The organism is Streptomyces sp. W1SF4 (genome assembly GCF_003950035.1).
Taxonomy (GTDB): Bacteria; Actinomycetota; Actinomycetes; order Streptomycetales; family Streptomycetaceae; genus Streptomyces; species Streptomyces racemochromogenes.
In genome coordinates this window covers 1,577,373-1,602,080 of the sequence record NZ_CP034350.1, presented here as the reverse complement: position 1 = coordinate 1,602,080, position 24,708 = coordinate 1,577,373, and the positions used below count along the sequence as shown (strand labels likewise).

Genomic DNA, 24,708 nt, shown 5'->3' with positions numbered 1-24,708 from the left:
CCGCCCCACACCCAGGAGACCCGATGGACGACGTGCAGCCCCAGCCCCCCGCCCGCAGGACCGTCATCAGGGCCGGGGCGGCGGCCGCCGCCGCGCTCACCGTCTGCCCGTACGCCGCCAGCACGGCGACGGCGGCGACGGCGGCACCCCCGGGGGCGCCGGCCCGGCCCGCCGCGGCCCCCGGCCGGGCCGCCGCCCTGCCCCTGCGCTCCGACCGCACGACCCAGGGCGACATCCTCGCGGGCTCCCGCAAGGACCACGCCTGCCTGCTGCTCCTGCACTTCCGCGACGCCGCACGGGCCCGGACCTGGCTGGGCCGGCTGGTGCCGGAGCTCTCCACCACCGAGGAGATGGCCCGCTTCAACGCCGCCTTCAGCGCGGCCCGGCTCAAGGCGGGCGGAGCCGACCCGGCCGGGCTCTCCGCCCAGTGGACCGGGCTGTCCCTCACCCACGCCGGGCTGCGCCTGCTCGCCGGCCGCGAGCCCTTCCCGGCCCTGCCCGCCGGCAGCACCGCGGAGGCGTTCGCCCAGGGCCCCGCCGTGCGGGCGGAGCAGCTCGGAGACACCGGCGACAGCGCGCCCGGCTCCTGGCTGTTCGGCGCCGAGGGGCCCGAGCACGCGGTCCACGCCGTGCTCGGCCTGTCCGCCGACGACCCCGCCAAGCTCGCCGCGGCGGTCGCCCGCCACACCAAGGCCCTCGGTCCGGCCGGTGGTGAGGTCGTCTTCCGGCAGGACGCGGGCAAGCTCCCGGGGGCGCTGAAGGGGCACGAGCACTTCGGCTTCTCCGACGGGATCAGCCAGCCCGGCGTACGCGGCTTCCACGCACCCGACCCGGCGGACGGGACCACCGTGAAGGGCAAGCCCGGCACCCGGCTGGTGCCGCCCGGGGAGTTCCTCGTGGGACAGGAGAAGGTCGGGCGGCGGCCCGCCGGGCTGCCCGCCTGGGCCACCGGCGGCTCCTTCCAGGTGGTCCGCCGGCTCGCCCAGGACGTCCCCGGCTGGTGGGCCCAGGCCCGGGAGCGGCTGGCCGGCCTGAAGAAGTCCGGGGCCGCGCCGCCGGAGGCCACCGCGACCTGGGTCGCGGCCCGCCTCGTCGGCCGCTGGCCCGGCGGCACCCCCATCGCCGGCTGCCCGCTCGCCGAGCAGCCAGCCCCCCTCGGCACCGACCCGGACGCCGCCCTGAAGTACGCGGACGACCCCGACGGCTGGCACACCCCGCTGTTCGCGCACATCCGCAAGGGCAACCCGCGCGACGGCCTCGTCCTCGTCCCCGGCCGGCCCCCGCTGGCCGCAGCCGACCTGGACGGACGGCGGATCATCCGGCGCGGCATCCCCTTCGGCCCGGCCTACGACTTCGACCGGCCCGCCGGCGAGCAGGAGGCCCCGCGCGGCCTGGTCTTCGTCGGCTACCAGGCCGACCTCGTGCAGCAGTTCGAGTTCCTCACCAAGCGGTGGATCAACGACGTCGACTTCCCGCCCGCCCGCAACCCCCGCGTGGGGGCCGACCCGGTCCTCGGCCCGGAGTCCCCCGTCACCTTCGAGACCGAGTCCGCGACCGGAAGCCGCGCCACCACCCTGGGCTTCGGCCGGTTCGTCCGCACCGAGGGCGCCCTCTACGCCTTCACGCCCTCCCTGCCGACCCTGCGCGCCCTGGCCCAGGGGAAGCTCGACCGCTCCCTGGAGGTCCACCGCGGCACCGTCCTGCGCGCCGGCGACGTCCTCGACGCGGGCAGCGTGCGCCTGACCCTCAAGGCCGACGGCGACCTCGTCCTGCTCGACCAGGCCGGCTCACTCCTGTGGAGCGCCGGCACGGAGGGCACCGGCAACGAGGCCGTCTTCTCCGCCGACGGCGAGCTGACCGTACGCGGCGCCTCGGGCACGAACCTGTGGAGCAGCGGCACCGCCGGCCACCCCGGCGCCCGCATGCTGGTCCGCCCCGCCGGTGACGTGGTGGTCCTCGACGGCGACCGTGCGCTGTGGCACGCCGGCGGGGGCCACGTAGGGTGACGTGGCGACGACGGGAATCCACCGGGTCGGGGCCCGGTGGGCTCTTGCGCGCGAATCCGGGGGCGGTTGCTGCGTAAGGTGCTTACAGCACATCCATGTGCGACGAGGATCAGGGGAGGGCAGCCCCCATGAACGGCAAGGACGACGGAAGCATCGCGGACGCCGACGACGGCAGGGAGTACGCGCCCGCGCGGGCGGGCGCGACCGACGCCAACGACAAGGAGAAGGACTCCAAGGAGCCGCTGCGGGTGGGTGTCGCCGTCCGCAAGCGGCGCCGCGCGCTGCACCTGACCCTCGCCGCGGTGTCGGCGCGCAGCGGCCTGTCCGTCCCCTTCCTGAGCCAGATAGAGAACGAGCGCGCCCGCCCCAGCATGCGTTCGCTGGAGCGGGTCGCCGACGCCCTGGAGACCACGGCCGTGGACCTGCTGGCCGCCTCCGACACCGCGCGCACCGTGGACCTCGTACGGGCCGGCGACGAGTCCGGACTCACCCCGGTGATGGGCGTACGCCCCCTCGTGCGCGGCCACCACCAGCTGCACGCGCTGGAGTTCACCGGCGACCAGGACGCCGGCCGCGAGTACCAGCACCGCAACGACGAACTCATGTACGTGGTCTCCGGCGCCTGCCAGGTGGAGGCCGAGGGGCGGGCCTACCGGCTGGAGAGCGGGGACGCCCTGTTCCTGTCCGGCGGAGTGCGCCACCGCTGGCGCGCGGTCACCGAGGACACCCGGCTGCTGGTCGTCGCGGTCGGCGACCACATCCACGCCACCGCCGAGCCGCCCTCGCCGGAGCACTGAGCCGGTGCGCGTCGTCTCGCTCGTGCCCTCCCTGACCGAGGCGGTGGCGGTCAGCGCGCCCGGCGTGCTGGCGGGCGCCACCGACTGGTGCACGCACCCGGCGGACCTCGGGGACGCGGTGCGCGTCGGGGGCACGAAGAACCCCGACGTACGCGCCGTCGTGGAGCTGCGCCCCGACCTGGTGATCGCCAACGAGGAGGAGAACCGGGCCCCCGACCTGGAGGCGCTGCGCGCGGCCGGGCTGGAGGTGCTGGTCACCGAGATCCGGGACCTGCCGCAGGCCCTCGCCGAGCTGGACCGCGTACTGGTGGGGGCGCTGGGGCTGGAGCGCCCGCAGTGGCTGGACCGGGCCGAGGAGGCCTGGGCGGCCGTGGAACCCGTCGGGGACCTCACCGCCTTCGTCCCGGTCTGGCGGCGGCCCTGGATGGTGCTCGGCCGCGACACCTTCGCGGGCGACCTGCTCGCCCGGCTGGGGGTGCGCAACGCGTACGCCGGCCACCCCGAGCGGTACCCGAGGGTGCCCGCGCAGGAGCTCGCCGCGAGCGGCTGCGACCTGGTCGTGCTCCCCGACGAGCCGTACGCCTTCACCGCGCACGACGGCCCGGAGGCCTTTCCGGGCCTCCGGGCCGCACTGGTCAGCGGCCGCCACCTCACCTGGTACGGGCCCTCCCTGGCGGAGGCCCCCCGGGTGCTGGCGGCGGCCCTTCGGGATTAGGCCGCCTGTGTGGCGGGGAGCAGGCGGCCGGCGAACAGGCCGCGCAGGGTGTGGGCGGCGGCGAGCAGCCAGGCGGTGACCAGGCCGAGGAAGAGGGCGGCGGCCAGCCAGGCGAAGGCGTCCAGCCCGGTGTGGCGGGCCAGCCCGGCGGCGCCGGTGACGCAGGTGCCGACGGGGAAGGTCAGCGCCCACCAGGTCATCGCGAAGCCCATGCCGTCGCGGGCGGCCCGCACCAGCATCGAGGCGGCCAGGGCCAGCCACAGCAGAGCGAAGCCCATCACGGGGACCCCGTAGACCACGGCGAACGCGCCGAGGGCACCGGCGTAGGGGGCGTCGACGGCGCCGGGGGCCACGTCGGCGAGCTGGTTGACGGCGGTGGTGGACTGGCCGAGGGGGCCCAGGACCAGGAACAGGGTCGGGGTCAGCGCCAGGGGCAGGGGCCCGCTCACGATCAGCCGGCCGAAGACCAGGGGGAGGAGCAGCAGGGTGGCCAGCAGGCTGATGCCGAACATGGCGTAGCAGGCGAGCAGCAGCGCCTCGCGGGCCTGCCCGGCGGGCAGGTGGGGGACCAGCAGGGGCCCGACGGCGGCGGAGACCATGGGGGAGACCACGGGCAGCAGCCACACGGGGGTGGCCTGGGAGGCCTCCACCTTGTGCCGCACCACCATCAGGTAGGGCACGACGACGGCCATGACCAGCCCGGTCGCGGTGCCGGCGGTGAAGAGCACGGTGTCCGCGGCGACGGCGGCGCCGGCCCCGATCAGGTCCTTGCCGACGGTCAGGGTGCCGGCGCCGACGGCCAGCAGGGCCATCGCGAGGCAGCCGTAGAAGGGGGCGACGGCGGGGTCGAGGAGATGGGCGCGGGCCTGGTCGCGGTGGTGCAGCCAGTGCCCGGCGCGGGCGGTCAGCAGCACGGCGAGGGCCACGGCGGACAGCGCCCACAGGAGCTGGCAGGCCACGCGCTGGCCGGGGAGCTGGTACGGGAGGGTCGCGCCGGCGTTGGCGATGATCGCCGTGCCCATGACGGAGGCGTACCAGTTGGGGGCGAGGTGGCGCAGCCGCGGGACCTTGTGGGTCCGCAGGACGGGTGCGGCGGTGGTGCGGGGGTGCAGGGCGGTGGTGGCCATGGGTCCAGCGTCCCGTCGGGCCGGGCCGGACGGCAGAGGCCGCACGCCTATGAGGCCATAAACTGATGTTATGGGTAACGAGGAGTCGGTCCCGCTCGCGCACCGCGTGCCGGACCTGGGCGCGCTGGAACTGCTGCTCGCGGTGGCCCGGGTCGGCAGCCTGAGCGGCGCCGCACGCCGGCTGGGCATCACGCAGCCGGCCGCGAGCAGCCGCATCCGGGCGATGGAGGCGCGGCTCGGGGTCGCGCTGGTGGACCGCTCCCCGCGCGGCTCGACGCTCACGGCGGAGGGCGCGCTCGTCACCGACTGGGCCCGGCGGGTGGTGGAGGCCGCCGAGGCCTTCGACGTGGGCGCGCAGGCGCTGCGCGGGCGGCGTGACTCGCGGCTGCGGGTGGCCGCCAGCATGACCATCGCCGAGTACCTGCTGCCCGGCTGGCTGATCGCCCTGCGCGGGGAACGCCCCGACACGGCCGTGTCCCTGCACGCCGGGAACTCCGCCGACGTCGCCCAGCGGGTCCTGGCGCACGAGGCCGACCTCGGCTTCGTGGAGGGGCTCAGCGTCCCCGACGGGCTGGACTCGGCCGTCATCGCCCAGGACCGCCTGGTGGTGGCGGTGGCCCCGACGCACCCGTGGGCGCGGCGCTCGAAGGGGGTGGAGCCGGCCGAGCTGGCCGGCAGCCCGCTGATCCTGCGCGAGCGCGGCTCGGGCACCAGGCAGGTGCTGGACGCGGCGCTGGCGCCGTCCGGGGGGCTGGCCCAGCCGCTGCTGGAGCTGGCCTCCACGACCGCCGTCAAGGCGGCGGCGCTGAGCGGAGCCGGGCCCTGCGTGCTGTCGGAACTCGCGCTGGTGGACGAGCTGGCGGCGCGGCGGCTGGTGTCCGTCCCCGTGCCGGGGACTGCCCTGGCCCGCGCCCTGCGCGCCGTCTGGCCGACCGGGACCCGGCCGGCGGGGCCGGCGCGGGACCTGCTCTCGCTGACCCGGCGCCGCTAGCCGTCCGGCGGTGTGGGTGCGTGTCGCGGCGCGGTGCCGGGTGCGGGTGCCTGCGGCGCTGCTCCCCGCCCCGCCCTTCCTCCGTTCCCCGGGGCTGCGCCCCGGACCCCCTGGGGGCTCCGCCCCCATACCCCCGCGCCTCAAACGCCGGCGAGGCTGGAAGCGCGCTGCGCGCACTCCAGCCTCGCCGGCGTTTGAGGCGGGAACGGTGGAAGGGCGGGTAGGGGACCGCTCCGCGCAGCGGCGTACCCCGGGACGGCGGGGGCCGTACGGGTGACGGGGAATCGTTTCGGCGCGTGGCGGGCGGTGACCTCCGCCAGGCCCCCCGGAAAGGTCGCTGCCGCAAGTTTGTTGCCATTCCGAACGAGGGGATTCCCCATGCGACTCCGCCGTGCCTCCATCGCCGCCCTCGGCGCCCTCACGCTCCTGCTGGCCGTCCCGCAGTCCGCCTCCGCCGCGGTCGGCGAATTCCAGTACACCTTCATCGGCCTGGACGGCCGGCCGCACATCCGGATCCTGCTCGAGCCCGAGAGCCGTGAGTGCATCACCCTTCCCGAGGTGGCGGACCCCAACGCCAGTGAGCCCGCGCACTCCCCGCGCAACCGGACCAACGCCACGGCGACCGTGTTCACGGAGCCCGAGTGCGAGGGCGACTTCTTCTCGCTGCGCCCGATCGTGGGCCGCGGCAGCGAGCGGCTGAAGCTCCGTTCGGTCGTCTTCAGCTGATCCGGTCGGCCGGGCGCGGCCCGGACGCGGCGCGCGCGCGGAGTGCCTTCGTCAGCAGTCCGCCCGCGACGATCAGGGCCACGCCCAGCCACCAGGCCCCGCCGTCGAACACCAGCACCGCGATGCCGACCGGTACGAGCAGCCCCGCCACCGGCAGCAGCAGCGAGGCCCCGCCCGGCGCGGCCTCGCCCCGCGCCCGGGCGCGTACGACCTCCGGGTACCAGACGGTGAACCGCAGGGCCGCGACGATCGCCAGGACCTGGATGATCCAGCCGGTCCAGATGTTGTCGGGGTCGCGCAGCACCAGGTCCCCGAAAGCGCCCGCCAGGGCCGCCACCAGGAAGGCCAGCCCCCACACGCCGGTGATCACGTAGTTGGTGCGGAGGAAGGCCGGCGCGTGCCACAGCGACGGATCGACTTGCTCGCGGGCGTACTGGAGGGTGAAGGGCATCCGGACGGCCATCGAGCCGAAGGCGATCACCGTCAGGGTCAGGTTCGCGATCTCGCCCGCGTACGTCTCCAGCCAGCGCAGGGTGCCGTCGCTCGCGAGCGCGCCGATGACGGCGAGCGCGGCGAAGAACACCACGTCGGCGACCTCCAGCAGCTTCCACGAGCTGCCCCGGTGCACCACCCGGCCCAGCACCACCAGGACGACGGCCGAGGCCAGGGCGACCCCGACCGCGATCTCGAACCGTCCCGGGCCGACCAGCAGGGAGAAGACGATCCACGGCGCCATCCCGACGACCGGGTTCTGCAGGAACCCGGACACCGGTCCGGTGGCCGTGCCGTTGGCCTCGGTCCGCATCCTTCCAGCGTGCGCGCCGCCCGCCGAAGGGGCCATTCGTGCCCGCGGGCCGCACGGTGGGGAATCCGTGCGGCCCGCGGGTGGACGTCGGGCGTCAGGAGACGGAGACCCCCACCGGCTCCGGCAGCGTCCGGCGGGCGCCCGCCGCCTCGACGAAGGAGGCCATCACCCGGGTGTCCTTGTCCCGCTCCGGGTGCCACTGGACGCCCAGGACGTAGCGGGAGCGGTCCGGGTCCTCGATGGCCTCCACCGTGCCGTCGTCGGCGTACGCCGAGACGACCAGGCCGCGCCCGACGACGTCCACCGCCTGGTGGTGGTAGGTCGGGACCTCCGCCTTCTCCGGGACCAGCTCCGCGTAGCGGGTGCCCGCCACGGGGTTGACGGGGTGCCAGGAGGTGACGCCCGGGGTGTGGACGTGGCCGTCGATGTGCTGGACCAGCGTTCCGCCCAGGGCCACGTTCAGGGCCTGCATGCCGCGGCAGATGCCCAGCACGGGCAGGTCGGAGTCCAGGGCGGCCGCGAGCAGGGCCAGTTCCCACTCGTCGCGGACCCGCGCGGGCGGACCCGTACGGGGGTCGCGCGCGGCACCGTAGCGGGCGGGGTCGACGTCCGGGCCGCCCGAGACGATCAGGCCGTCGAGCCGGCCCAGCACCTCCGCCGCCCGCTCCGGTTCGTCCGGCGGCAGCAGCACGGCCGCGCCGCCCGCCGCCTGGACCAGCTCGTAGTAGCCGGAGGGGACGAGGGACGTCGGGAGGTCCCACACGTTGTAGCGGGTGGATTCCTCCACATAGGCGGTGATGCCGATGAGCGGCCTGGGCACGGTATTACCTCCAGGTTGGTGCCGTATCAAGGGGCGGGACAAGGTTCTCAGTCGCGGGTCAACTCCGCCTCGGCTTCCGCAAGCGCGGCGAACTCCTCCTCGGGTGCCGAGGCCACCAGGTGGTGCCGACTGTAGATCGCGAAGTAGGCGAGGGCGACGGCGTACACGGCGAGTGCGATGAGTGCCGCGTCCTTGTCCACCAGGAAGGTGGCGACGAGGGCCGAAAGGGCCAGTACGAAGGCGACCGAGGAGGTCAGCACCCCTCCGGGGGTGCGGTACGGCCGGTCCAGGCCGGGCTCGCGGCGGCGCAGCACGATGTGGGACAGGGCCATCAGGGCGTACGAGATGGTCGCGCCGAACACCGCGATGTTCAGCATCCGCGCCCCGTTGCCGGTGGCCGCCGCGAGGGCGAATCCGATGGCGCCGGGAATCACCAGTCCGAGGTACGGGGCCTTGCGCTTGGAGGTGAGGGAGAGGAAGCGCGGCAGGTAGCCGGCCCGGGAGAGGGCGAAGAGCTGGCGGGAGCCGGCGTAGATGAGGGAGAAGAAGGAGGCCACCAGCCCGGCGAGTCCGGCGTAGTTGACGAAGCGGCTGAGCGCGGTCGGTCCGCCGTCCCCCTCCAGGGCGACGACCAGGGGGTTGCCGGCGGTCTTCACGGCGTCGGCGCCCTGGGCGCCGGTTGCGGCGAAGAAGGTGATCAGGGCGAGCAGGGCGAGGATGCCCATGGAGATGGCGAGGGCCTTCGGCATCGAGCGGACCGGGTCCTTGGCCTCCTCGGCGGCCAGCGGGACGCCCTCCACACCGAGGAAGAACCACATGCCGAAGGGGAAGGCGGCCCAGATGCCGAGGACGCCGAAGGGCAGCCAGGAGCTGGAGCCGAAGGCGTCGGTGTCCACGGCGATGTTGTCGAGCGAGCCCGCGTCGAACTCGGTGAGGGCGCCGAGCGCGAAGATCAGCAGTGCGGCGACCGCGACGGCGGTGACCACGAGGCTGAAGCGCAGCGCCTCGCCCACGCCCCACAGGTGCACGCCGATGAAGACGACGAAACAGCCGAGGTAGACGGGCCAGCTGGACGTCAGCCCGAACAGGCCCAGCGATTCGACGTAGTCGCCGATGAAGATGACGATCGCCGCCGGGGCCAGGATGTACTCGATGAGGATGGCGGTGCCGGTGAGGAAGCCGCCCCAGGGGCCCAGGGCGCGGCGGGCGAATCCGTAGCCGCCGCCGGCCGTCGGCAGGATCGTGGACAGCTCGGCGAGGGAGAAGACCAGGCAGGCGTACATGGCGCCCATCAGGACGGTGGCGATGGCCAGGCCGCCGAAGCCGCCCTTGTCCAGGCCCACGTTCCAGCCGGAGAAGTCGCCGGAGACGACGTACGCGACGCCGAGCCCGGTCAGCAGCAGCCAGCCGGCGCTGCCGCGGCGCAGGGTCCGGCGCTCCAGGTACTCCGCGTCGGCGTCGCCCTTCGCGGCGGGTGGTGCGGATACGGGCACGGGTGCGATGTCGTCGGCCATGTGCGCTCCTGCCTAGGGCAATGGTTGTGAGGCGTACCTTTGCGTCAAGGGTGTGGAGCGCGCAAGACCCCTGCGTTAAACAGCGGTTACGAAAACCTCCCCGCGCCCGCGGTGGCCACCGGCCACCGGACCCCCGTACGTCCCCGGCGCCTCAGGTCAGGAACCCGCGCAGCAGGGCCGCCGTCCCGCAGCAGTGCTCGCGCATCACCGCCCGGGCCGCCTCGGCGTCCCGCTCCAGCACCGCCTCCACCAGGACCGTGTGCTGCTGCTGCGAGTGCTCCAGGTTGCGCACCAGCAGCGGGATGCAGTCCAGCAGCTCGTTCACGGTCGCCCGGACGGCCGCGTACTGGGCCGTCAGCGTGGCGGAGCCGGCGAGTTCGCACAGGGCGAGGTGGAAGAGGGTGTCCTGGCGGCGGTACTCGGCCAGCGGGGCGTCGTGGGTCGCCGCGAGCGCCGCGAGCAGCCGCTCGGCCTGCTCCTGCGACAGTCCCTGCGAGGCGCACAGCCCGGCGGCGCCCACCTCCAGCACCTCGCGGAAGCGCAGCACGTCCTCGATGTCCACCCCGGCCACGCGCCGGCGCAGCTCCTCCTCGGCGCCGCCGGCCGGGGTGTCGGGGCGGGCCAGCACGAACGTCCCGCCGTACCGGCCGCGCCGGGCCTCCACCAGGCCCTGGTCCTGGAGCACCTTGAGCACCTCGCGCAGGGTGACCCGGCTGATCCCCATCCGCTCCGCCAACTCGCGCTCGGGTGGCAGACGTTCCCCGCCCGGCACCAGACCCAGCCGGACCACCTGGAGGATCTGCTCCAGGGCCTCCTCGAAACCGTTGCCCGCCCGCACCTGCCGCAGCACGGGATTCAGCCGCGCGATCGCGCCAGCGCCGCTCTCCGTGTCGGTCATCTCGGTTCCTCCCCTTCCCAAGCAATGGTTCTATTCAATACCTTAGGCCTCCTCGGCTCACCGAAGGAGAGATTCCAGTGGTAGACCGCATGCCGCCGCTCGCACCCGAGGAGCTCCGGGCCCTCGTCGCGAGCGGTGAGATCGACACAGTCGTCCTGGCCTTCCCCGACATGCAGGGACGGCTCCAGGGCAAGCGGTTCGCCGCACAGTTCTTCCTCGACGAGGTACTCGCCCACGGCACCGAGGGCTGCAACTACCTCCTCGCCGTCGACACCGACATGAACACCGTCGACGGCTACGAGATGTCCTCCTGGGACCGGGGCTACGGCGACTTCGCCATGCACCCCGACACCGCCACCCTGCGCCGCATCCCCTGGAACCCCGGCAGCGCCTTCATCATGGCCGACCTGGCCTGGAACGACCGCTCGCCGGTCCTCGCCGCTCCCCGCCAGATCCTGCGCCGCCAGCTGGACCGCCTCGGCGAACTCGGCTACACCGCCATGGTCGGCACCGAGCTGGAGTTCATGGTCTTCCAGGACACCTACGAACAGGCCTGGAACGCCAACTACCGGGGCCTGACCCCCGCCAACCAGTACAACATCGACTACTCCGTCCTCGGCACCGGCCGCGTCGAGCCCCTCCTGCGCCGCATCCGCAACGAGATGCAGGCCGCCGGCCTGGTCGTCGAGTCCGCCAAGGGCGAGTGCAACCTCGGACAGCACGAGATCGCCTTCCGCTACGACGAGGCGCTCACCACCTGCGACCAGCACGCCGTCTACAAGACCGGCGCCAAGGAGATCGCCGCCCAGGAGGGCGTCTCGCTCACCTTCATGGCCAAGTACGACGAGCGCGAGGGCAACTCCTGTCACATCCACCTCTCGCTCACCGACGCCGACGGACGCAACGTGATGGCCGGGGACGGACCGGACGGAATGTCACCGGTGATGCGGCACTTCCTGGCCGGTCAGCTGGCCGCGCTGCGCGACTTCTCCCTTCTCTACGCCCCGAACATCAACTCGTACAAGCGTTTCCGCCCGGGATCCTTCGCCCCCACCGCCGTCGCCTGGGGCTTCGACAACCGCACCTGCGCCCTGCGCGTCGTCGGCCACGGCCGCTCCACCCGCTTCGAGAACCGCCTCCCCGGCGGCGACGTCAACCCCTACCTGGCCGTCGCCGGCCTGGTCGCGGCGGGCCTGTACGGCATCGAGAACCGCCTGGAGCTGCCCGAGGCCTGCACCGGCAACGCCTACACCGCCGACTACGCCCACGTCCCCGCCACCCTCCGCGAAGCCGCCGAGCTCTGGGAGAACAGCGAGATCGCCAAGGCCGCCTTCGGCCCCGAGGTCGTCGCCCACTACCGCAACATGGCCCGCGTCGAACTCGACGCCTACGACTCCGCGGTCACCGACTGGGAGCTGCGCCGCTCCTTCGAACGCCTGTAAGACCCCGGAAGCCCGGTACCCCCGAACCGACCCCAGAGAGGCCCCCACGTGTCCGATGCGCTGGAAGTACTGAATCCGGCCACCGAGGAAACCGTCGCCGTCGTCCCGGCCGCCACACGGGACGACGTCGACACCGCCGTCGCCCGGGCCACCAGGGCCCAGCGCGCCTGGGCGGCGGCACCCCCCGGCGACCGGGCCAGACTCCTGCGCCGCTTCGCCGCCGTCGTCGACGGCCACATCGAGGAACTGGCACGGCTCGAGGTCCGCGAGGCCGGCCACACCATCGGCAACGCCCGCTGGGAAGCCGGCAACGTCCGCGACCTCCTCGACTTCGCCGCCGGGGGAGTGGAACGCCTCTCCGGCCGCCAGATCCCCGTCGCCGGCGGCATCGACGTCACCTTCCTCGAACCCCTCGGCGTCATCGGCGTGATCGCGCCCTGGAACTTCCCCATGCCGATCGCCGCCTGGGGCCTGGCACCCGCCCTCGCCGCGGGCAACGCCGTCATCCTCAAGCCCGCCGAGACCACCCCCCTCACCGCCCTGCGCCTCGCCGAACTCGCCCTCGAAGCCGGGATCCCCGAACACCTCTTCCAGGTGCTCCCCGGCCACGGAGCGGTCACCGGCGACGCGCTCGTCGAACACCCCGGCGTCGCCAAGATCGTCTTCACCGGTTCCACCCGCACCGGCAAGCAGATCATGGCCAAGTGCGCCGACCGGGTGAAGCGCGTCACCCTCGAACTCGGCGGCAAGAGCCCCAACATCGTCTTCGCCGACGCCGACCTCGAAGCCGCGGCCGCGGCCGCCCCCATGGCCTTCCTCGACAACACCGGCCAGGACTGCTGCGCCCGCACCCGGATCCTCGTACAGCGCACCGCCTACGACCGCTTCCTCGAACTCGTCGCCCCCGGCATCGAGTCCGTGGCCGTCGGCGACCCGCTCGACGAGAAGACCCAGATGGGCCCGCTCATCTCCCGCGCCCAGCTCGACCGCGTCCGCTCCTACGTCACCGACGACCTCAGCGCCATCCGCGGCAAGGCCCCCGAGGGCCCCGGCTTCTGGTACCCGCCCACCCTCGTCACGGACGTCGACCCCACCGCGCCCGTCGCCGCCGAGGAGGTCTTCGGACCCGTCGCCGTCATCCTCCCCTTCGAGGACGAGGAGGACGCCGTACGCCTGGCCAACGCGACCGAGTACGGCCTCTCCGGCTCCCTCTGGACCCGCGACGTCGGCCGCGCCCTGCGCGTCTCCCGCGCCGTCCGCGCCGGGAACCTGTCCGTCAACTCCCACAGCAGCGTCCGCTACTGGACCCCCTTCGGCGGATACAAGCAGTCCGGGCTCGGCCGCGAGCTCGGACCCGACGCCCTCACCGCTTTCACCGAGACCAAGAACGTCTTCATCAGCACGGAGGCCTGAACCCCATGACCGACCGCACCGAAGAGATCGTCTGCCGCCGCCTGGTCGGCCGCACCGCCGTCATCACCGGAGCCGGCAGCGGCATCGGCCTCGCCACCGCCCGCCGCCTCGCCTCCGAAGGCGCCAACGTCGTCTGCGCCGACATCGACCCCGCCGCGGGCAAGGCCGCCGCCGAAGAAGTCGGCGGCACCTTCGTCCAGGTCGACGTCACCGACAAGGAGCAGGTCGACGCCCTCTTCAAGACGGCCTACGACACCTACGGCTCCGTCGACATCGCCTTCAACAACGCCGGCATCTCGCCCCCGGACGACGACTCCATCCTCACCACCGAGCTCGACGCCTGGCGCCGCGTCCAGGACGTCAACCTCACCTCCGTCTACCTCTGCTGCAAGGCCGCCCTCCCCTACATGCAGCGCCAGGGCCGCGGCTCCATCATCAACACCGCCTCCTTCGTCGCCATCATGGGCGCCGCCACCTCCCAGATCTCCTACACCGCCTCCAAGGGCGGCGTCCTCGCCATGTCCCGCGAACTCGGCGTCCAGTTCGCCCGCGAGGGCATCCGCGTCAACGCCCTCTGCCCCGGGCCCGTGAACACCCCGCTGCTCCAGGAGCTCTTCGCCAAGGACCCCGAGCGCGCCGCCCGCCGCCTCGTGCACATCCCGCTCGGCCGGTTCGCCGAACCCACCGAGATCGCCGCCGCCGTCGCCTTCCTCGCCAGCGACGACTCCTCCTTCATCAACGCCACCGACTTCCTGGTCGACGGCGGCATCTCCGGCGCGTACGTCACCCCCCTGTAAACCCCGCACACACCGAACCCCCCACCCGACAGCCGGGCGTCGCACGACGCCCGGCTGTCGTGCTCCACCGGCCCGCCACGATCCCCACGAGGAGTGCCCGTGACCCGACCCACCACCAGACGCCGGCTCCTGGCCGCCGGCGCCGCGGCCCTCATGGCCGCCGGCTGCCTCACCGCCGCCGGCCCCGCCCGCGCCGCGCAACCCGCCTGCACCACCCCGGAACTCGCCGCCGGCTGGTACGGCGACAACCAGGCCCGCCTCCAGCAGCTCATCGACCAGTACGGCAGCTGCGCCCCGCACCGGCCGGCCCGCGCCAAGCCCGTAGCCGTCTTCGACTGGGACAACACCGTCGTCAAGAACGACGTCGGCGACGCCACCATGTTCTGGCTCCTGCGCAACGGCAGGATCCGCCAGCCCGCCGACGGAGACTGGACCACCACCAGCCGCCACCTCACCCCGGCCGCCGCCCAGGCCCTCGCCGCCGCCTGCGGCCCCCTCGCCCGCCCCGGCACCCCCCTGCCCACCGGCACCCCCGCCGGCGCCGCCTGCGCCGACGAGATCAACGCCGTCTACGGCACCGCCGCCACCCGCACCGGCGCCGCCGCCTTCGCCGGCTGGGACCGCCGCACGACCGAACCCGGCTACGCCTGGCTGGCCCAGCTGACCCAGGGCTGGACCGCGAAGCAGGTACGCGCCTTCGCGGCCGCCGCCCGCACCGAGAACCTCGCCGCGCCCATCGGCACCAAGCAGCAGGTCGGCACCGGCACCGCTACCGGCTGGGTCCGCTACTACGACCAGCAGCGCGACCTCGTCGGGAAACTCCAGCGCGCCGGCTTCGACGTCTGGATCAGCTCCGCCTCCCCGCAGCCCGTCGTCGAGGTCTGGGCCCGGGGCGTCGGCATCGACGCCGCCCACGTCATCGGCATCCGCAACACCACCACCCGCGACGGCAGGCTCACCGCCCACCTCCAGGGCTGCGGATCCGTCCCCGACGGCGCCGACACCATGACCACCTACATCGACGGCAAGCGCTGCTGGATCAACAAGGAGGTCTTCGGCGTCCGCGGCAGGGCCGCCGAGAAGGTCCAGCCGGCCGCCCGCCGCCAGGTCTTCGCCGCGGGCGACTCCGACACCGACATCTCGTTCCTGCGCGACGCCACCGGCCTGCGCCTGGTCCTCAACCGCAACAAGAACGAACTCATGTGCCGGGCCTACGACAACGGCGACGGCAAGTGGATCGTGAACCCGATGTTCATCGAACCGAAGAAGCAGAAGACCGGCCCCTACCCCTGCTCCACCACCGGCTACGTCGACCACGACGGCACCGCGGGCCCCGTCCGCCGGGGCGACGCGAGCGTCATCCCCGACCAGACGGACACCGTCTTCTGACGGCGAGGGCTGGAGGGAGGGTTACAGGAAGGTGCGCCCCTCGCCCCGGTAGGTCGGGACCGAGTCCACCACCCGGTCCCCCTCCACCAGGTGCAGGGTGTCGAACCGCTCGCACAGCTCCCCGGCCTTCGCGTGCCGGAACCACACCCGGTCGCCGATCAGCAGGTCGTCGGCCGGGCTCCCCAGCAGCGGCGTCTGCACCTCGCCCGCACCCTCCTGCGGGTCGTAACGCAGCCCCGCCGGCAGGTACGGCACCGGCAGCCGGTCGGCGCCCGCCGCCCCCGAGGCCGGATAGCCCCCGCCCAGCACGGTCACCACCCCCACCCCGGGCCGCCGCACCACCGGCTGCGCGAACAGCGCGGCCGGACGCCCCCGGAACGTCGTGTAGTTGTCGAACAGCCGCGGCACGTACAGCCCCGACCCGGCGGCGATCTCCGTCACCGCCTCCTCCGCGGCCGTCTCCGCCACGCTGCCCGTACCGCCGCCGTTGACGAACTCCAGGTCCGGCACCACCGCCCGGACCGCGCGCACCGCCTCCGCCCGCCGGACGGCCAGCTCCTTGCGGGCCGTGCTCTGCATCAGCCGGATCATCCGCGACCGCACCGGCCGCCCGGCCAGCGCGTCCCCGACCCCGGCGACGTGCCCCTCGTAACCCATCAGGCCGACCACCCGGAACCCCGGACGCGACGCCACCGCCCGCGCCAGGTCCGCCAGCTGCCCCGGCTCCCGCAGCGGCGACCGCCGCGCCCCGACCCGCACCCGGCCCCCGAACAACCGCAGGGCGGTGTCCAGTTCCAGGCAGACCCGGATCTCCTCGGCCCCGCCGTCCCGCGCCCGATCGATCAGCTCCAGCTGTGCCGGATCGTCCACCATCACCGTCACCGCGGACGCCAGCTTCGCGTCACCGGCCAGCTCCGCGAAGCCGGCCCGGTCGGCCGACGGATAGGCCAGCAGCACGTCCTCGAACCCGGAGCGCGCGAGCCACAGCGACTCGGAGAGGGTGTACGACATCACGCCGGCGAACCCGGGCCGGGCCAGCACCCGTTCGAGCAGTGCCCGGCACCGCACCGACTTGCTCGCGACCCGCACCGGCTTCCCGCCGGCCCGGCGGACGAGGTCGTCGGCGTTGGCGTCGAAGGCGGCCAGGTCCACGATGGCCAGGGGCGCGTCCAGATGCGCGGTCGCCCGGTCGTACCGGGTCCGGTCCGAAGTCATGGGGCGCAGCTTGCCAGACGCTTGTACCGGTGGGTAGGCCCCTGCCCTGGCCGGGCGTTGGCCGGGTTCCGCTGCGCGGGCTGCTCCCCGCCCCGCCCTTCGCCCGTTCCCCGGGCTGCGCCCGGACCCCTCCTGGGGGCTCCGCCCCCAGACCCCCGCGCCTCAAACGCCGGCGGGGCTGAGATGTGCTGCGCACATCCAGCCCGCGCGGCGTTTGAGCGCAACGGGGACAGGGGCGGAGCCCCGGTACTTCAGCCCCGCCGGCGTTTGAGGCGCGGGGTCAGGGGCGGAGCCCCTGGGAACGGTGGAAGGGCGGGTAGGGGACCTCCGCCCCGCGCAGCGGCCCGCCCTGCCAGGCCGGCACCCACCAGGGCAACGGCCCGGCCCCCGGCGACGGCCCGGCCAGGGCAAGGGCCCGGCCCCCGGCGACGGCCCGGCCAAGGCAAGGGCCCGGCCCCCGGTGAAGCCCGGCCAGGGCAAGGGCCCGGCCAGGGCAAGGGCCCGGCCAGGGCAAGGGCGGGTGGGGGTGCGCCGGCGGGCACGTAAAGTACGGGCAGGCAGCCGTACGGAACCGGGGGGCGGAGCCGCCGCATGACCACGACGACACCACGGACCGAGGTCCTGGACGCCCCCGAGCCGCCGCCGCCCCCGCCGCACCGCCCCCGCCGCCACCCCGTACGGGTCGTCACGGCCATCACGTGCGCCCTCCTCGGCAGTGCCCTCCTCGCCGGCGCCGCCGCCACCGCCTGGAGCGACCACCGCGCCGCGCACCGCCCCCTGCCCCCCGACGCCGCCTACCGCCGGGCCGCCTCGCTGTGGCGGTCGGCCCCCGCGGACAGCCTGCTGCCGCCCGTCCTGGACGCCCCCGACGCCGGCCCCGGCGGAGCCGACCGACGCTGGACCCGGATCGCCCTCGCGCCCGACGCCGACTGCGCGGCCGCCCTCCCCGCCGACTGGCGGACCGCCCTCGCCGCCACCGGCTGCACCCGCGTGCTCCGCGCCACCTACACCGACGCCACCCGCAGCTCCCTCGTCACCGTCGGCCTGGTCTTCACCCCCGCCGACGCCGGCGCCATGGCCGCCCTCCGGGGCCGCCTCACCGTCCCGCCCGCCTACGAGTACGCCGACGCGCGCCGCGCCGCCTGGACCGCGACGGTCTCCGCCGAGGCCCCGGCCGTCGTCTACACCGTCTCCGCCTTCGCCGACGGCCGCACCGTCGCCGCGCCCGTCCCCGCCGAGGAGGCGCTCCGCGAGGGCGCGACCGGGACCGTCGCCGAAGCCGGGCTCGGCCACGACGCGAAGGCCGCCGCCGACCGCGTGGGACAGGCCCTCAGCGCCCTCGCCGCCCCGGACACGGTGCCGGACGCCGCGCCGGGCGCGGCACCCTCGAAGGGGGCCGCCCGATGACCCCCCTCCCCCTGCGCGCGGCGGCCGCCACCGGCCTCGCCGCCGCCCTCCTCGCCGTGACCGCCGCCCACCCCGCCGCCGCCGACACCATCCGCGACCGTCAGTGGGGCCTGCTCGCCCTGCGCGCCGAGGAGGCCTGGGGCACCACCCAGGGCGACGGGGTCACCGTCGCGGTCCTCGACACCGGTGTGGACGCCACCCACCCGGACCTCGGCGGCCAGGTCCTCGACGGCGCCGACCTCGTCGGCATGGGCGCCGGCCGCGGCGACCGCGCCTGGGCCCGCCACGGCACCGCGATGGCCAGCATCATCGCGGGGCGTGGCCACGGCCCCGACCGCTCCCAAGGCGTCCTCGGGATCGCGCCCCACGCGAAGATCCTCCCGGTCCGGGTGATCCTCGAAGAGGGCGACCCCGGCCGGGACAAGGCCCGCGACAGCAAGTCCGGCGCCCTCGCCGAGGGCATCCGCTGGGCCGCCGACCACGGCGCCGACGTGATCAACCTGTCGCTCGGCGACGACAGCGACTCCGCGCACCACGAGGCCGCCGAGGACGAGGCCGTCCAGTACGCGCTCGGCAAGGGCGTGGTCGTCGTCGCCTCCGCGGGCAACGGCGGCGAACGCGGCGACCACACCTCCTACCCCGCCGCCTACCCCGGCGTCATCGCGGTCGCGGCCGTCGACCGCCAGGGCCGCAAGGCGCCGTTCTCCACCCGCCACTGGTACGCCACCGTCAGCGCCCCCGGCGTCGACGTGGTCATCGCCGACCCCGACCGCTCCTACTACGAGGGCTGGGGCACCAGCGCCGCCGCGGCCTTCGTCTCCGGCGCCGTGGCCCTCGTCAAGGCCGCCCACCCGGGGCTGTCCCCGGCCCAGGTCAAGAAGCTGCTGGAGGACACCGCCGCCGAGCGCCCGGCCGGCGGCCGCGACGACGCCCGGGGCCACGGCACGGTCGACCCCGTCGCCGCGCTCCAGGCGGGCGCAGCGCTGCGCCCCGAGCCGCCCGTCCCCGCGGCCGTCGCCGCCGGGCGGCGCTACTTCGGCCCCGGACCCGACCACGCCCGCCCGGCCGGGCGCCGGAAGGTGCCGGGGGTGCCCGCGGCCGCGGCCGGGGGAGCGGTGCTGCTGGTGCTGGCCGCCGTACTGGCCCGCCGCCCGCGCGCCGCACGGTGGGACACGTCGGGATAGGGTCGGTTGATTGTGGCGACCAAGAACATTCCAGACCCCGGTTTCTCCGACGACGACGGCACCGCCGACCCCCGGCTGAGCGCCGCCCTCGCGGCCTGGGCGGCCGACCGGGCGGCCGAACCGCAGCTGCTGGCGGCGCTGAAGGACGCCCGGCTGCTGGTGCCCGTCGTGGCGATGCTCGGCGAGGTCGAGACGGACCCGGAGACCGGCCTCAAGCGCGAGAAGACCAGCGACATGGCCGTGCCGACGCTGACGGCGGGGAACCGGCGGGCGCTGCCGGCCTTCACCTCGATCGCCTCGCTCGCCCTGTGGGACCCGGCGGCCCGGCCGGTGGCGGTCCCGCTGCACCAGGCGCTCGCCGCCGCCGCGCACGAGAAGGCCGACACGGTCGTGATCGACCTGGCGGGCCCCGTCCCGTACCAGCTGACCGGCCCGGCGCTGCTCGCGCTGGCCGAGGGCCGCACGGACGCCGACCCGCTGGCGGACCCCGCCGTGCGCGAGGCGGTACGCGCGGCCGTGGCCGCCGAGCCCGCCGTGCTCCGCGCCCACCTGGGCCGGGGCGGCGCCGACGCGGACGGCACCTTGGCCGTCGTGCTCAGCGCCGACGCCGAGCCGGCCCCGGCGGCCCGCCGGGTGGCCGAGGCCCTGGCGGCGGACGAGACCCTGCGCGGCCGGCTCGTACGCGGCCTGGACCTGGCCCTGCTCCCGCCCGGCGGCCCGGTCCCGCCGGGCGAGCCGCTCTTCACGCGCTGAAGACCCCGTACACACGCCGGAGGGCCGCCCGCGCGACGCGCGGGCGGCCCTCCGAGGTGCGAAACGGAACCGGAAGAAGGATCAGGCGTAGACGGGACCCGTGAACTTCTCGCCCGGGCCCTGGCCCGGCTCGTCCGGGACGATCGAGGCCTCGCGGAAGGCGAGCTGGAGCGACTTCAGGCCGTCGCGCAGCGGGGCCGCGTGGAAGGAGCTGATCTCGGTGGCGCTGGCGGTGACCAGGCCGGCCAGGGCGGTGATCAGCTTGCGGGCCTCGTCGAGGTCCTTGTGCTCGGAGTCGGGCTTGTCCAGGCCCAGGTTGACCGCCGCGGCGCTCAGCAGGTGGACGGCCACCGTGGTGATGACCTCGACGGCCGGGACGTCCGCGATGTCGCGGGTCATCTCGTCGTAGTCGGGAGGGGTGGAATCGGAGGGCGTCGCGTCAGTCATGCGCTCCACGATAGGTCGTGCGGCGGCCTTGCAATGCGTGGGGTACTATGGACATCGACCGGCCGGACACCTGTGTGCCCGGCCCACAAGTGGAGGCTCCGATCTCCCACCCGACCACCCTCCGGGGAGGCGGGTCTTCCGGTCAGGCGGTGTCCATCGTTCCGTACGGACGATGGGAAGCCGTCGAGTTGCGCCCCGCGGTTCGCACGCGGCGGTGCTCCGGTTGTTTTGGAGCCCCTGCCTGTGCCCGGCGGGGCATTTTTCATTCTCCGCCGCGGTTGAGGTCTGACGACAAAAGACGTCAGCGGTTGCCTGCCAGGCAGCCGTGTGGTGCTACCGAGGAGGATCCATCAGCACCGAGCCCCGCATCAACGATCGGATTCGCGTCCCTGAGGTGCGACTCGTCGGTCCCAGCGGCGAACAGGTGGGCATTGTTCCGCTTGCGAAGGCGCTTGAGCTCGCGCAGGAATACGACCTGGACCTGGTCGAGGTCGCCGCGTCCGCGCGTCCGCCCGTCTGCAAGCTCATGGACTACGGCAAGTTCAAGTACGAGTCGGCCATGAAGGCCCGTGAGGCGCGCAAGAACCAGGCGCACACGGTCATCAAGGAGATGAAGCTCCGGCCGAAGATCGACCCGCACGACTATGACACCAAGAAGGGTCACGTCGTTCGGTTCCTCAAGCAGGGCGACAAGGTCAAGATCACGATCATGTTCCGTGGTCGCGAGCAGTCCCGGCCGGAACTCGGCTACCGACTGCTGCAGCGTCTCGCTTCGGACGTCGAGGAGCTCGGCTTCATCGAGTCGAACCCGAAGCAGGACGGCCGAAACATGATCATGGTTCTCGGTCCGCACAAGAAGAAGACCGAGGCGATGGCCGAAGCCCGCGAGGCGCAGGCCGCCCGCAAGGCCGAGCGCCAGGGTGGTACCGCCGCCGAGGCTCCGGCCGAGACGGAGGACGCCCCGGCCGCCGAGGTCGAGGCAGACGCCTCCCCCGAGGCCGACGCCTCCGCCGAGGCCGACACCGAGGCCTGATCCCGGTACACACCGTCCCGGATCACCCAACAACATGACGCTCCCGCGAGCCGGTCCCCGGACCGGCGGGGGCGCCACCGACGAGGAGATAACGGCGCCATGCCGAAGAACAAGACGCACAGCGGTACCAAGAAGCGCTTCAAGGTCACCGGCTCCGGCAAGGTGCTCCGTGAGCGCGCCGGCAAGCGCCACCTGCTCGAGCACAAGTCGTCCCGCCTGACCCGTCGCCTGACCGGCAACGCGGAGATGGCTCCCGGCGACGCCGCGAAGATCAAGAAGCTTCTCGGCATCTGATGTCCTCCGCTCCCCCTGAGGGAGCGGGACGTCAGCACCGGGACCCCATCGAATTCCGGGTCGTGTGACGACATCCACGGCCCCGCTACAAGGAGTAAAAAGTGGCACGCGTCAAGCGGGCAGTAAACGCCCACAAGAAGCGCCGGGCGATCCTCGAGGCGGCCTCCGGCTACCGCGGTCAGCGTTCGCGCCTGTACCGCAAGGCCAAGGAGCAGGTCACCCACTCGCTGGTCTACAACTTCAACGACCGCAAGAAGCGCAAGGGCGACTTCCGTCAGCTGTGGATCCAGCGCATCAACGCCGCTGCCCGCCAGAACGGCATGACGTACAACCGCCTCATCCAGGGTCTGAAGGCCGCCAACATCGAGGTGGACCGCAAGATCCTCGCCGAGCTGGCCGTCAACGACGCCAACGCGTTCGCCGCGCTGGTCGAGGTCGCGCAGAAGGCCCTCCCGGCCGACGTCAACGCGCCGAAGGCCGCTGCCTAAGGCCTGGCCGGCCGCGTCAGCAGTCGGCATCCTCGGACCCGCAGGCGATGCGCCTGCGGGTCCGAGTGTTTTCCCCGCACGGGCGCACGCGCCCCCGCACCGCCGCCCGTGCCCGCACCGCTCGCGCCCCGCGCGGCCCGCACCCCGAGAGAGACCGCAGAGACCATGGCCGACCTGGGTCACCACGAGCTGATCTCCCCCCGATCCCCGCGCGTGGCCGCCGCCCGCCGGCTGGCGCGGCGCAACTTCCGCACGAAGGAGCGCCGGTTCATCGCCGAGGGCCCGCAGGCCGTCCGCGAGGCGGTCGAGCACCGCGGGGCCCACGGCGCGACCCTGGTCGAGCTGTTCGCCACCGTCGAGGCCGCCGAGCGCTACGCCGACATCGTCGAGGCCGCGCTGCTGGCCGGGGCCCGGGTCCACTACGCCTCCGACGAGGTGCTCGCCGACGTCTCGCAGACCGTGACCCCGCAGGGCCTGGTCGGCGTCTGCCACTTCCTGGACTCCCCGTTCGAGGACATCCTCAAGGCCGGGCCCCGCCTGGTCGCCGTCCTCGCCCACGTCCGCGACCCCGGCAACGCCGGCACGGTGCTGCGCTGCGCGGACGCGGCCGGCGCCGACGCCGTGGTGCTCACCGACGCCTCCGTCGACCTGTACAACCCGAAGTCCGTACGCGCCTCCGTGGGCTCCCTCTTCCACCTCCCCGTCGCCGTCGGCGTGCCGGTGGAGCAGGCCGTGGAGGGGTTGCGGGCCGCCGGGGTGCGGATCCTCGCCGCCGACGGGGCCGGGCAGGACGACCTGGACGCCGAGCTGGACGCGGGCACCATGGGCGGGCCCTCCGCCTGGGTCTTCGGCAACGAGGCCTGGGGCCTGCCCGAGGAGACCCGGGCGCTCGCGGACGCCGTCGTCCGGGTCCCGATCCACGGCAGGGCCGAGAGCCTGAACCTCGCGACGGCCGCCGCCGTGTGCCTCTACGCGTCCGCCCGTGCACAGCGGGCACCCGGAGGGTGCCGCTCCGTGACCCCCAGCTAGTAGTGTGGCCGTCCGGGGGCTCACTGCGCTACCCGGAGATGTGGGGTACGGGGACATGACCGTCGGTACGAACAGCGCGCCGGAGGCCGGCGGCGAGGCCGAGGAGCGGTTCCGGTACGCCGCCGGGCAGCCGGCCGCCGGCCGCCCCGGCGAGTCCGCCGCCGGGTCCGGCGCGGCGGGCCCCGCAGTGCCGCCGGCCGCGGCCCCGGACACCCTGGGCTTCGTACCGCCACAGGCGGGCCCCGCCGCGCGCGCCGCGGACCGCGAGGCCCCCGCCCGGCCGGGCGCGACCGCCCCGGACCCCGTCATCGACCCCGACGAGCTGCCCGACGGGCTCGTCGTCGCCGACCACACCGGGCACGTCGTCTGCTTCAACCGGGCCGCCTCCCGGATCACCGCCATCCCCGCCGGCCAGGCCCTCGGCGCCCGCATCGAACGCGCGCTGCCCCTGGAGGACCTCGAAGGCCGCCGCTGGTGGACGCTGACCGACCCGTACGGGGGGCTCGCCACCCGGCGCGGCCAGCCCGAGCGGAACCTGCTGCTGCCCGGCGGGCGCGAGGTGCTCGTCTCCGCCCGCTACGTGCGCACCCACCCGACCGGCCCCCTCAGCCGCCTCGTCGTCACCCTGCGCGGCACCGAGGCCCGCCGCCGCACCGAACGCAGCCACGCCGAGCTGATCGCCACCGTCGCGCACGAGCTGCGCTCCCCGCTGACCTCCGTGAAGGGCTTCACCGCCACGCTGCTCGCCAAGTGGGAGCGGTTCACCGACGACCAGAAGCGGCTGATGCTGGAGACCGTCGACGCCGACGCCAACCGCGTCACCCGGCTGATCGCCGAGCTCCTCGACATCTCCCGCATCGACTCGGGCCGCCTGGAGGTCCGCCGCCAGCCCGTCGACCTCGCCGCCGCCGTCGGCCGGCACGTCCAGGCCCTCACCGCGAACGGCCAGGCGCCCGAGCGGTTCCTCGTACGGGTCAGCAGCCCGCTGCCCGACTGCTGGGCCGACCCGGACAAGATCGACCAGATCCTCGGCAACCTCCTCGAAAATGCGGTGCGCCACGGCGACGGAACGGTCACCATCGACGTGGCACCGCACGAGAAGGGAACAGCCGTCACCGTGACCGACGAAGGCCCCGGGATCCCCGAGGAGTCGATGGCCCGCGTCTTCACCCGCTTCTGGCGGGGGAGCAAGCGCGGCGGCACCGGCCTGGGCCTGTACATCGTCAAGGGCATCGTGGAGGCGCACGGCGGCACCATCACGGTCGGCCGCGGCCCCGGAGGCGGCGCCGAGTTCCGATTTATCCTGCCCGTGAGCGCCCCGGCCTACCTCACCCAGTAACCCTGCGGAGAGTCCCACCGGGCGGCCCACGGGCTCCTCCACCCCCGGCGGCCCTTAGACTCGTCCTTTGGCACCTTTG

24 protein-coding genes are annotated in these 24,708 nt (G+C 74.2%); 17 read left to right on the top strand and 7 right to left on the bottom strand.

Going from position 1 to position 24,708, the window contains the following annotated elements; translation table 11 throughout:
* Positions 1–23 precede the first annotated feature (23 nt).
* The 3 genes from D1J60_RS07590 to D1J60_RS07580 all read left to right on the top strand — a co-directional run bounded on the left by D1J60_RS07590 (position 24) and on the right by D1J60_RS07580 (position 3,518).
* Positions 24–2,006, top strand: coding sequence for a peroxidase (locus D1J60_RS07590; RefSeq protein ID WP_241253178.1), 1,983 nt, complete (start codon positions 24–26; stop codon positions 2,004–2,006).
* A gap of 248 nt (positions 2,007–2,254) precedes the next feature.
* Positions 2,255–2,803, top strand: a complete 549-nt coding sequence (locus D1J60_RS07585) for an XRE family transcriptional regulator (RefSeq protein ID WP_125602831.1) — start codon at positions 2,255–2,257, stop codon at positions 2,801–2,803.
* 4 nt (positions 2,804–2,807) lie between these two features.
* Positions 2,808–3,518, top strand: coding sequence for a helical backbone metal receptor (locus D1J60_RS07580; RefSeq protein ID WP_125820591.1), 711 nt, complete (start codon positions 2,808–2,810; stop codon positions 3,516–3,518).
* Here D1J60_RS07580 and D1J60_RS07575 read toward each other — a convergent pair.
* The gene (locus D1J60_RS07575; protein WP_125820590.1) at positions 3,515–4,645 is read right to left on the bottom strand and encodes a TDT family transporter; all 1,131 of its coding nucleotides are present in this window, start codon (positions 4,643–4,645) and stop codon (positions 3,515–3,517) included. The genes D1J60_RS07580 and D1J60_RS07575 overlap by 4 nt on opposite strands.
* A gap of 70 nt (positions 4,646–4,715) precedes the next feature.
* Between D1J60_RS07575 and D1J60_RS07570 the strand changes: the two genes are divergently transcribed.
* Both D1J60_RS07570 and D1J60_RS07565 read left to right on the top strand, forming a co-directional pair.
* Positions 4,716–5,636: a LysR family transcriptional regulator gene (locus D1J60_RS07570; protein ID WP_125820589.1), complete on the top strand. Its 921-nt coding sequence runs from the start codon at positions 4,716–4,718 to the stop codon at positions 5,634–5,636.
* 378 nt (positions 5,637–6,014) lie between these two features.
* Positions 6,015–6,362, top strand: a complete 348-nt coding sequence (locus D1J60_RS07565; RefSeq protein WP_125820588.1) for a hypothetical protein — start codon at positions 6,015–6,017, stop codon at positions 6,360–6,362.
* On the opposite strand, the gene D1J60_RS07560 is transcribed toward D1J60_RS07565, so the two are convergent.
* The 4 genes from D1J60_RS07560 to D1J60_RS07545 form a co-directional block, all read right to left on the bottom strand.
* Complete coding sequence (locus tag D1J60_RS07560; RefSeq protein WP_241253177.1) at positions 6,355–7,167, bottom strand: hypothetical protein; 813 nt, start codon at positions 7,165–7,167, stop codon at positions 6,355–6,357. The genes D1J60_RS07565 and D1J60_RS07560 overlap by 8 nt on opposite strands.
* Before the next feature lie 94 nt (positions 7,168–7,261).
* A complete protein-coding gene (locus D1J60_RS07555) occupies positions 7,262–7,987 on the bottom strand; it encodes a gamma-glutamyl-gamma-aminobutyrate hydrolase family protein (RefSeq protein WP_164720858.1) in 726 nt (241 codons plus the stop codon).
* 47 nt (positions 7,988–8,034) lie between these two features.
* Positions 8,035–9,501 (bottom strand): ethanolamine permease, encoded by a 1,467-nt coding sequence (gene eat, locus D1J60_RS07550; RefSeq protein WP_241253176.1) that lies wholly within the window; start codon positions 9,499–9,501, stop codon positions 8,035–8,037.
* 151 nt (positions 9,502–9,652) lie between these two features.
* Positions 9,653–10,399 carry an FCD domain-containing protein gene (locus D1J60_RS07545; RefSeq protein WP_125820586.1) on the bottom strand — a complete coding sequence of 249 codons (747 nt, stop codon included), beginning with the start codon at positions 10,397–10,399 and terminating at the stop codon, positions 9,653–9,655.
* Between the two features lie 77 nt (positions 10,400–10,476).
* Here D1J60_RS07545 and D1J60_RS07540 point away from each other — a divergent pair, with 77 nt between their 5' ends.
* The 4 genes from D1J60_RS07540 to D1J60_RS07525 all read left to right on the top strand — a co-directional run bounded on the left by D1J60_RS07540 (position 10,477) and on the right by D1J60_RS07525 (position 15,440).
* Positions 10,477–11,841, top strand: a complete 1,365-nt coding sequence (locus D1J60_RS07540; protein ID WP_125820585.1) for a glutamine synthetase family protein — start codon at positions 10,477–10,479, stop codon at positions 11,839–11,841.
* Positions 11,842–11,889: 48 nt separating this feature from the next.
* The gene (locus D1J60_RS07535; RefSeq protein WP_125820584.1) at positions 11,890–13,254 is read left to right on the top strand and encodes an aldehyde dehydrogenase family protein; all 1,365 of its coding nucleotides are present in this window, start codon (positions 11,890–11,892) and stop codon (positions 13,252–13,254) included.
* A gap of 5 nt (positions 13,255–13,259) precedes the next feature.
* Positions 13,260–14,051: a 3-oxoacyl-ACP reductase gene (locus D1J60_RS07530; protein ID WP_007263151.1), complete on the top strand. Its 792-nt coding sequence runs from the start codon at positions 13,260–13,262 to the stop codon at positions 14,049–14,051.
* 99 nt (positions 14,052–14,150) lie between these two features.
* Positions 14,151–15,440, top strand: a complete 1,290-nt coding sequence (locus D1J60_RS07525; protein ID WP_241253175.1) for a haloacid dehalogenase-like hydrolase — start codon at positions 14,151–14,153, stop codon at positions 15,438–15,440.
* Positions 15,441–15,461: 21 nt separating this feature from the next.
* Here D1J60_RS07525 and D1J60_RS07520 read toward each other — a convergent pair whose 3' ends face one another.
* Entirely contained in the window at positions 15,462–16,655 is a 1,194-nt protein-coding gene (locus D1J60_RS07520; protein WP_125820583.1) for an amino acid deaminase/aldolase, read from the bottom strand.
* Positions 16,656–17,246: 591 nt separating this feature from the next.
* Between D1J60_RS07520 and D1J60_RS07515 the strand changes: the two genes are divergently transcribed.
* The 3 genes from D1J60_RS07515 to D1J60_RS07505 are packed head-to-tail and all read left to right on the top strand — an operon-like array spanning position 17,247 to position 19,999.
* Positions 17,247–18,062, top strand: coding sequence for a hypothetical protein (locus tag D1J60_RS07515; protein WP_206436495.1), 816 nt, complete (start codon positions 17,247–17,249; stop codon positions 18,060–18,062).
* Positions 18,059–19,246: a type VII secretion-associated serine protease mycosin gene (gene mycP, locus D1J60_RS07510; RefSeq protein WP_125820582.1), complete on the top strand. Its 1,188-nt coding sequence runs from the start codon at positions 18,059–18,061 to the stop codon at positions 19,244–19,246. Before D1J60_RS07515 ends, mycP begins: the two co-directional genes overlap by 4 nt.
* Before the next feature lie 12 nt (positions 19,247–19,258).
* The gene (locus D1J60_RS07505) at positions 19,259–19,999 is read left to right on the top strand and encodes an SseB family protein (RefSeq protein ID WP_125820581.1); all 741 of its coding nucleotides are present in this window, start codon (positions 19,259–19,261) and stop codon (positions 19,997–19,999) included.
* A gap of 81 nt (positions 20,000–20,080) precedes the next feature.
* Here D1J60_RS07505 and D1J60_RS07500 read toward each other — a convergent pair whose 3' ends face one another.
* Positions 20,081–20,446, bottom strand: a complete 366-nt coding sequence (locus D1J60_RS07500) for a DUF1844 domain-containing protein (RefSeq protein ID WP_125600656.1) — start codon at positions 20,444–20,446, stop codon at positions 20,081–20,083.
* Between the two features lie 325 nt (positions 20,447–20,771).
* Between D1J60_RS07500 and infC the strand changes: the two genes are divergently transcribed.
* From infC to D1J60_RS07470, 5 genes are all read left to right on the top strand, one after another.
* A complete protein-coding gene (infC, locus tag D1J60_RS07490) occupies positions 20,772–21,479 on the top strand; it encodes a translation initiation factor IF-3 (RefSeq protein WP_125820580.1) in 708 nt (235 codons plus the stop codon).
* Positions 21,480–21,578: 99 nt separating this feature from the next.
* On the top strand, positions 21,579–21,773 hold the full coding sequence (gene rpmI, locus D1J60_RS07485; protein WP_030770466.1) for a 50S ribosomal protein L35: 195 nt from the start codon (positions 21,579–21,581) through the stop codon (positions 21,771–21,773).
* A gap of 101 nt (positions 21,774–21,874) precedes the next feature.
* Positions 21,875–22,261: a 50S ribosomal protein L20 gene (rplT, locus tag D1J60_RS07480; protein ID WP_007263143.1), complete on the top strand. Its 387-nt coding sequence runs from the start codon at positions 21,875–21,877 to the stop codon at positions 22,259–22,261.
* 174 nt (positions 22,262–22,435) lie between these two features.
* Complete coding sequence (locus D1J60_RS07475) at positions 22,436–23,290, top strand: RNA methyltransferase (RefSeq protein WP_125600668.1); 855 nt, start codon at positions 22,436–22,438, stop codon at positions 23,288–23,290.
* A 55-nt stretch (positions 23,291–23,345) separates the two neighbouring features.
* Complete coding sequence (locus D1J60_RS07470; protein WP_125820579.1) at positions 23,346–24,629, top strand: ATP-binding protein; 1,284 nt, start codon at positions 23,346–23,348, stop codon at positions 24,627–24,629.
* Positions 24,630–24,708 lie beyond the last annotated feature (79 nt).

Bases quoted from the DNA above. Each gene is read 5' to 3' on its own strand.
- D1J60_RS07590 (WP_241253178.1), top strand. From the start codon at position 24: ATGGACGACGTGCAGCCCCAGCCCCCCGCCCGCAGGACCGTCATCAGG.
- D1J60_RS07575 (WP_125820590.1), bottom strand. From the start codon at position 4,645: ATGGCCACCACCGCCCTGCACCCCCGCACCACCGCCGCACCCGTCCTG.
- D1J60_RS07570 (WP_125820589.1), top strand. From the start codon at position 4,716: ATGGGTAACGAGGAGTCGGTCCCGCTCGCGCACCGCGTGCCGGACCTG.
- D1J60_RS07565 (WP_125820588.1), top strand. From the start codon at position 6,015: ATGCGACTCCGCCGTGCCTCCATCGCCGCCCTCGGCGCCCTCACGCTC.
- D1J60_RS07560 (WP_241253177.1), bottom strand. From the start codon at position 7,167: ATGCGGACCGAGGCCAACGGCACGGCCACCGGACCGGTGTCCGGGTTC.
- eat (WP_241253176.1), bottom strand. From the start codon at position 9,501: ATGGCCGACGACATCGCACCCGTGCCCGTATCCGCACCACCCGCCGCG.
- D1J60_RS07545 (WP_125820586.1), bottom strand. From the start codon at position 10,399: ATGACCGACACGGAGAGCGGCGCTGGCGCGATCGCGCGGCTGAATCCC.
- D1J60_RS07530 (WP_007263151.1), top strand. From the start codon at position 13,260: ATGACCGACCGCACCGAAGAGATCGTCTGCCGCCGCCTGGTCGGCCGC.
- D1J60_RS07520 (WP_125820583.1), bottom strand. From the start codon at position 16,655: ATGACTTCGGACCGGACCCGGTACGACCGGGCGACCGCGCATCTGGAC.
- D1J60_RS07515 (WP_206436495.1), top strand. From the start codon at position 17,247: ATGACCACGACGACACCACGGACCGAGGTCCTGGACGCCCCCGAGCCG.
- mycP (WP_125820582.1), top strand. From the start codon at position 18,059: ATGACCCCCCTCCCCCTGCGCGCGGCGGCCGCCACCGGCCTCGCCGCC.
- D1J60_RS07500 (WP_125600656.1), bottom strand. From the start codon at position 20,446: ATGACTGACGCGACGCCCTCCGATTCCACCCCTCCCGACTACGACGAG.
- rpmI (WP_030770466.1), top strand. From the start codon at position 21,579: ATGCCGAAGAACAAGACGCACAGCGGTACCAAGAAGCGCTTCAAGGTC.
- D1J60_RS07470 (WP_125820579.1), top strand. From the start codon at position 23,346: ATGACCGTCGGTACGAACAGCGCGCCGGAGGCCGGCGGCGAGGCCGAG.